Below are 4,927 nucleotides of genomic sequence, written 5' to 3' on the forward strand. Positions count from 1 at the left end.
GTGAAGCCGTCGGAGGCCGATGACACGATGGACGAGCGCGACAAGCTGATCTCGGCGCGCGCAGGCAATATTAGCGGACTTGTCCTCGGCCTCGGCCTGGTCTCGGCGCTCGGCGTGTATCTTTTCAAATATGATGGCAATCTGCTGTTTCATGCGGCGTTCGGCGCGTTGATGGCCTCGCAGCTGACCGAATATGCAGCGCGCATCGTCTATTATCGCGGCGGCTTCTGAGCATGGCCAAACGTCCACCTATAACGAACCGCGTGCGTGAATTGCGTGAAGGCCATGGCGCCATGTCCCAATCAGCCCTCGCCAAGGAAATCGGCGTCACGCGCCAGACTGTGATCGCTATAGAGCAGGGGCGTTATTCGCCCTCGCTCGAAAGCGCCTTTCGCATCTCCCGCGTCTTCGGCGTCGGCCTTGAAGATGTATTCGGCTGGGAGGGCGACTGAGCAAGGCTGCGGAGCAAGATGGGGCGAGGCGCGTTGATGTGGCAGTTCCCCTCTTCAAATACCGATCAGAAGGATCGCCTCCATGCCCCGCTCAGCCCTCCGCCTGACCACCGCCGCCCTCTCGCTTCTCGCCGCGCCCCTCGCTTTTGCCAGCGTTGCGCCGCAGGATGTGGCTTCGGCAGACTATGACGGCGGCGCCCTGCCGGACGGTCAGAGCGCGATTACCGCAAAAGTGCAGGTCCTGCTCGACAGGGCAGGGTCGTCGCCGGGCGTCATCGATGGCTATTCCGGCGAGAATGTCGACAATGCGATCCGCGATTTTGAAGAGATGAACGATCTCGAAGTCGACGGCGTCATGGACGAGAAAGTCTGGGAGGCGCTCGGCAATCCCAGCGATCTGACCACGACCTACACGATCACTGAGGAAGACCTCGCCGGCCTGATGCCGGACCTGACCCATGATTATGAAGATTTCGCCGAACGCGAACGGCTCGGCTTCCGGACCATTGAGGAACTGGTCGCCGAAGCCTGGCACATGGACCGCGACCTGCTGAAAACGATGAATCCTGAAGCCGACTGGACAGCAGGATCAGAGGTCACCGTCCTGGATCCCGGCAGCTCGCTTGAGGGCAGTGTGGAAAAGATCACCGCCGATAAGTCCCGCGCCCAGATCCTCGCTTATGATGCGGACGACAACCTCATCGCCAGCTATCCGGCGACGATCGGCTCAAGCGACACGCCAAGTCCCGAAGGCAGCTACAAGGTCGTGGCGATCGCGATCGACCCGACCTATTCCTACAACCCTGAAAAGAACTTCCAGCAGGGTGACAATGACGAAGCCCTGACCCTTCCGCCCGGCCCGAATGGCCCGGTTGGCACGGTCTGGATCGATCTGGAAAAAGAGACGTATGGCCTCCACGGCACAGAAGACCCGCATCTTGTCGGCAAGGAACAGTCACATGGCTGCGTGCGGCTGACAAACTGGGACGCCGAAGAACTGGCCGGGATGGTCAGCCAGGGTGTCGAGGTGTCGTTCAAGGAGTAGCGTACATTGCGCCGCTTTCAGTCGCCAGACCTGCGGCAATCTGCTATGATTGTCCCATCATGCAGGAGGATATTCACGAGCTGGTCGAGCGGGTTTACGCCGCGCGCCGGGACGCTAGCCCCGACGAAGCTCATGCGCTCGCGACCGATGCTCTCGAATATGCGCGCGGCGCCAACGACCCCGAATTGCTCGTCCGCGCCCTGATGGCCAAGGGCCAGTGCTACCGAGATGAAGGCCGGTTCGAGGATGCCGAGCGCCTCTATGTCGAGGCGACCAATATCTGCCGGCGTGAGCCTGTCCCGCCGCTCGTCACAGCCCATGTCGTGCGCCATCTCGGCGATGTCACTGCAGAGCTCGGCCGCTTTGGCCTCGCCCAGACCCATTACGAAGAAGCGCTCGACCTCTACCGCGAGATCGACGATTTACCGCCCGGAACGCTCGCCAATGCGATCCGCCCGCTCGCGCGTCTGCTCGACATCCTCGACCACCCCGCCGAAGCCGTCGACCACTGGCGTGAGGCGCTCGATCTCTATGAAGAGGCGCATGTCCGCTCCGGCGTCGAGGAATGCACACGGCGGCTCAATGGGGCGGCTTAGGGCCAGTTCGCCTAGAACGGCACGTTCGGATCGTCCTCACCATCGCCGCCAAGCGCCAAACCCGCAAAGTCGAACACGCGCGGATCATGCAGATGGCTCGGCCGCACGGTCGCGAGCGCATGCGCCATGACCTGCCGCACGCCCGGTTTCTTGCGCTCCCACTCATCCAGCATCTGTTTCATCGCAACCCGCTGCAGCCCATCCTGAGAGCCGCAGAGATTGCACGGGATGATCGGGAAATTCATCGCCTCAGCGAATTTCGCCAGATCGTCTTCCGCGCAGGTGATCAGGGGGCGCAGAACGAACATGTCGCCCGCATCATTGAGCAGCTTTGGCGGCATCGCGGCCATCCGCCCGCCATGCACCAGGTTCATCATGAACGTCTCGAGCGCATCGTCGCGGTGATGGCCAAGCACAATCGCCTCGCATCCTTCCTCACGGGCGATCCGGTAGAGAATGCCCCGGCGCAGGCGTGAGCACATCGAGCAGAAGGTGCGCCCCTCCCGCACTTTTTCGCTCACGATGGAATAGGTGTCCTCGGTCTCGATCCGGTATTTGACGCCCACCCTGTCGAGCCATTCGGGCAAGATGTGTGTGGGAAAGCCCGGCTGGCCCTGATCGAGATTGCACGCGATCAGCTCGACCGGCAGCGCGCCTTGCCATTGAAGATCCAGCAGCGCCGCGAGCAGGCCATAGCTATCCTTGCCGCCCGACAGGCAAACCAGCCATTTCGGCTTGTCCTCCCGTGCCCGGTCGACCATGCCGAACTGGTCAATCGCCTGCAACGCGTTCCGCACAATCCGCTTGCGCAGCTTTTTGAAGGTCACGCTCCTGGGCACATCAGCAAAGAGCGGCGGGACAAGCCCGGTCATCATGTCGTCAGCCATGAAGTGCGTATCGCATGAGCTGGCCCGGCGGGCAAAGCCCGATACTCAGCCTATTCGTACTCCACCGTCATCTCGATCCGGCGGTTGCGTGGCTCATCGACCTCGTCGTCTGTTGCAACAGCAAGCTGCGTGTCACCGCGTCCTTCAGCAAGGACGAAGCCGGGCTCGATGCCTGTCGCGTTCACGATGTAGACCTTGAGCGCGTCTGCCCAGGCCTGCGTTCTGGCCTGGTTCTCCTCAGCTGTGCCGACTGTGTCGGTATAGGCACGGATCGAGACGCTGAAGACATCATCGCGTGCGAGGGCCGGCATGAATTGCGGGGCGAGGGCTGCGGGGTCGAAATTGTCCCGGTCCTCGACATACAGAACCAGATCCAATGGCGGCTGGGCAGCTGGCGCGGGCGCGCCACGGGGGGCTGGAGCCTCGTCCATCACCGGTGGCGGCGGCGCCATCTCGCGCGCGGGCGTGAAGCGGTCATCTTCGGGGGCCTGGCTGACATCGCTCAGCGGGAAGGCATCGCGGAACAGTGAGCATTCTTCATAGCCCGGCGCGACGTCTGCGTTGACGCGGTAATACTCGTCGCCGTCTTCGAGATCGGCAAAGCGCAGGCGTTCGAGCGCGCGCTCTTCAGGCGCCGCTTCCGCCATGGCGCAGAGCATGTCGCCGAGGATGAAGGGATTATCGGAATAGTAGTTGTGACCAAGGCCGAACAGCTCGGTCGCAACGCCTGTGGCATCGACCGTCTCGTAGAATTCATTGCGCCGGATATAGGGCTTGTTGCCATCCGTATCGCCAAGCCGGAGGTTCTGGTTGACGATTTCGGAGACGTGCAGCGCGCGGTCTGCGTCCGAGGTGTAGATCGTCACATTGGCCTGCAGATTGTCGAGAACGCCTGTGACCTCATTGAAGATCTCGCGGTCGACATCGGCCGCCACAAGGATGATCCGGAACTCGATATCGTCTTCGCCATGGCGCTCCAGATAGTCGGCGGCATAGTCTTCCAGCGCCTTGGTCAGGAGGCGGTTGCCCATGGAGTGGGCGACGATGTTGATCCGGTCAATGTCGGCATTCTCGATGATGAGATCGAGGAACTCTTCCAGATAGGGCGCCGCCTCGAGGGAACGGTCCTGGTCGCCTCGGTAATCGCCGAGCGAGACCTTGCCCGCAGACGGCCCGCTGAACAGGATCGGCACGCCGACATCGAAAAGGTCGCGCCGGGAGAGGTCGACCGACAGCTGCGCCGAGCGGATCAGCGCGTGCTCGAAAGGCGTGTTGAAGCCGTGCACGAAGAGCAGGGCGGAATAGGAATTCTGCTCGATCAGCGCGTCGTCGAGCTCAAGCAGGAAGCGCTCCTGTCCGGTCTTGGTGATACGGGTAAGGAAGACATATTTGACGAGCTCATCGTCTTCCTCGGGCATCTCGCCTTCGAGGAAGGGCGTCTCGCCGCGCTCTCGCGTACCACCTTCCTCGATCAGCTTGGGCAGCCAGACATCAGCGCGGCCAAGATGCAGCTCGCCGGCATTCTCGGCTTCGGTTCCGGTCGTGTCGATCTCGCCGTCCGGGCCGGGGGCGGCGCCGTCGAAACCGACCTTTCGATTGGTGCCATAGAGAACCCGTACGCAATCGACGGCTTCTTCTGTCTGGGCGGTCAGCAGGCTTCGGCAATCGGTGCCGAAATCAGGGTGGTGGAGGCTGGTTTTCGGCTGCAGGAAGAACAGGGCCGCGCCGACGCCCGCACTGATCAGGACCAGGATCAGAAACCAGAAAAGAACGCTGCGCATTACCACCTCTCACATGGATCGGGCAGTAATCATCACAGCGGTCAAATTATATCAAGGCAGTTGCGAGCAGGCCGGACGTTCCTAGAAGGCCTGTTCCGGACTTGTCACAGTGACTGGCCGGATCGCGCGGAAGATCAGGAATCCGGCAAGTGGCGCGACGCCGAAG

General features: G+C 61.9%; 5 protein-coding genes and 1 pseudogene. 4 read left to right on the plus strand and 2 right to left on the minus strand.

Annotated elements, in window-relative coordinates:
- The 4 genes and pseudogenes from WA989_RS02800 to WA989_RS02815 all read left to right on the plus strand — a co-directional run.
- Positions 1-231: pseudogene (locus WA989_RS02800) on the plus strand (hypothetical protein); the annotation flags it as partial.
- Between the two features lie 2 nt (positions 232-233).
- Complete coding sequence (locus WA989_RS02805; protein ID WP_424339004.1) at positions 234-452, plus strand: helix-turn-helix transcriptional regulator; 219 nt, start codon at positions 234-236, stop codon at positions 450-452.
- 82 nt (positions 453-534) lie between these two features.
- Positions 535-1,497 carry a L,D-transpeptidase family protein gene (locus WA989_RS02810; protein ID WP_424339005.1) on the plus strand — a complete coding sequence of 321 codons (963 nt, stop codon included), beginning with the start codon at positions 535-537 and terminating at the stop codon, positions 1,495-1,497.
- 59 nt (positions 1,498-1,556) lie between these two features.
- Positions 1,557-2,093, plus strand: coding sequence for a tetratricopeptide repeat protein (locus tag WA989_RS02815; protein ID WP_424339006.1), 537 nt, complete (start codon positions 1,557-1,559; stop codon positions 2,091-2,093).
- Positions 2,094-2,104: 11 nt separating this feature from the next.
- Here WA989_RS02815 and ttcA read toward each other — a convergent pair whose 3' ends face one another.
- Complete coding sequence (gene ttcA, locus WA989_RS02820; RefSeq protein ID WP_424339007.1) at positions 2,105-2,980, minus strand: tRNA 2-thiocytidine(32) synthetase TtcA; 876 nt, start codon at positions 2,978-2,980, stop codon at positions 2,105-2,107.
- A 50-nt stretch (positions 2,981-3,030) separates the two neighbouring features.
- Positions 3,031-4,761: an alpha/beta hydrolase gene (locus WA989_RS02825; protein ID WP_424339008.1), complete on the minus strand. Its 1,731-nt coding sequence runs from the start codon at positions 4,759-4,761 to the stop codon at positions 3,031-3,033.
- Positions 4,762-4,927: the final 166 nt, after the last annotated feature.

Source organism: Henriciella sp. (assembly GCF_049649345.1).
Lineage (GTDB): Bacteria > Pseudomonadota > Alphaproteobacteria > Caulobacterales > Hyphomonadaceae > Henriciella.

What these genes read in the sequence shown, in the direction of transcription:
- WA989_RS02805 (WP_424339004.1), top strand. Translation starts at nt 234, where the DNA reads ATGGCCAAACGTCCACCTATAACGAACCGCGTGCGTGAATTGCGTGAA.
- WA989_RS02810 (WP_424339005.1), top strand. Translation starts at nt 535, where the DNA reads ATGCCCCGCTCAGCCCTCCGCCTGACCACCGCCGCCCTCTCGCTTCTC.
- WA989_RS02815 (WP_424339006.1), top strand. Translation starts at nt 1,557, where the DNA reads ATGCAGGAGGATATTCACGAGCTGGTCGAGCGGGTTTACGCCGCGCGC.
- ttcA (WP_424339007.1), bottom strand. Translation starts at nt 2,980, where the DNA reads ATGGCTGACGACATGATGACCGGGCTTGTCCCGCCGCTCTTTGCTGAT.
- WA989_RS02825 (WP_424339008.1), bottom strand. Translation starts at nt 4,761, where the DNA reads ATGCGCAGCGTTCTTTTCTGGTTTCTGATCCTGGTCCTGATCAGTGCG.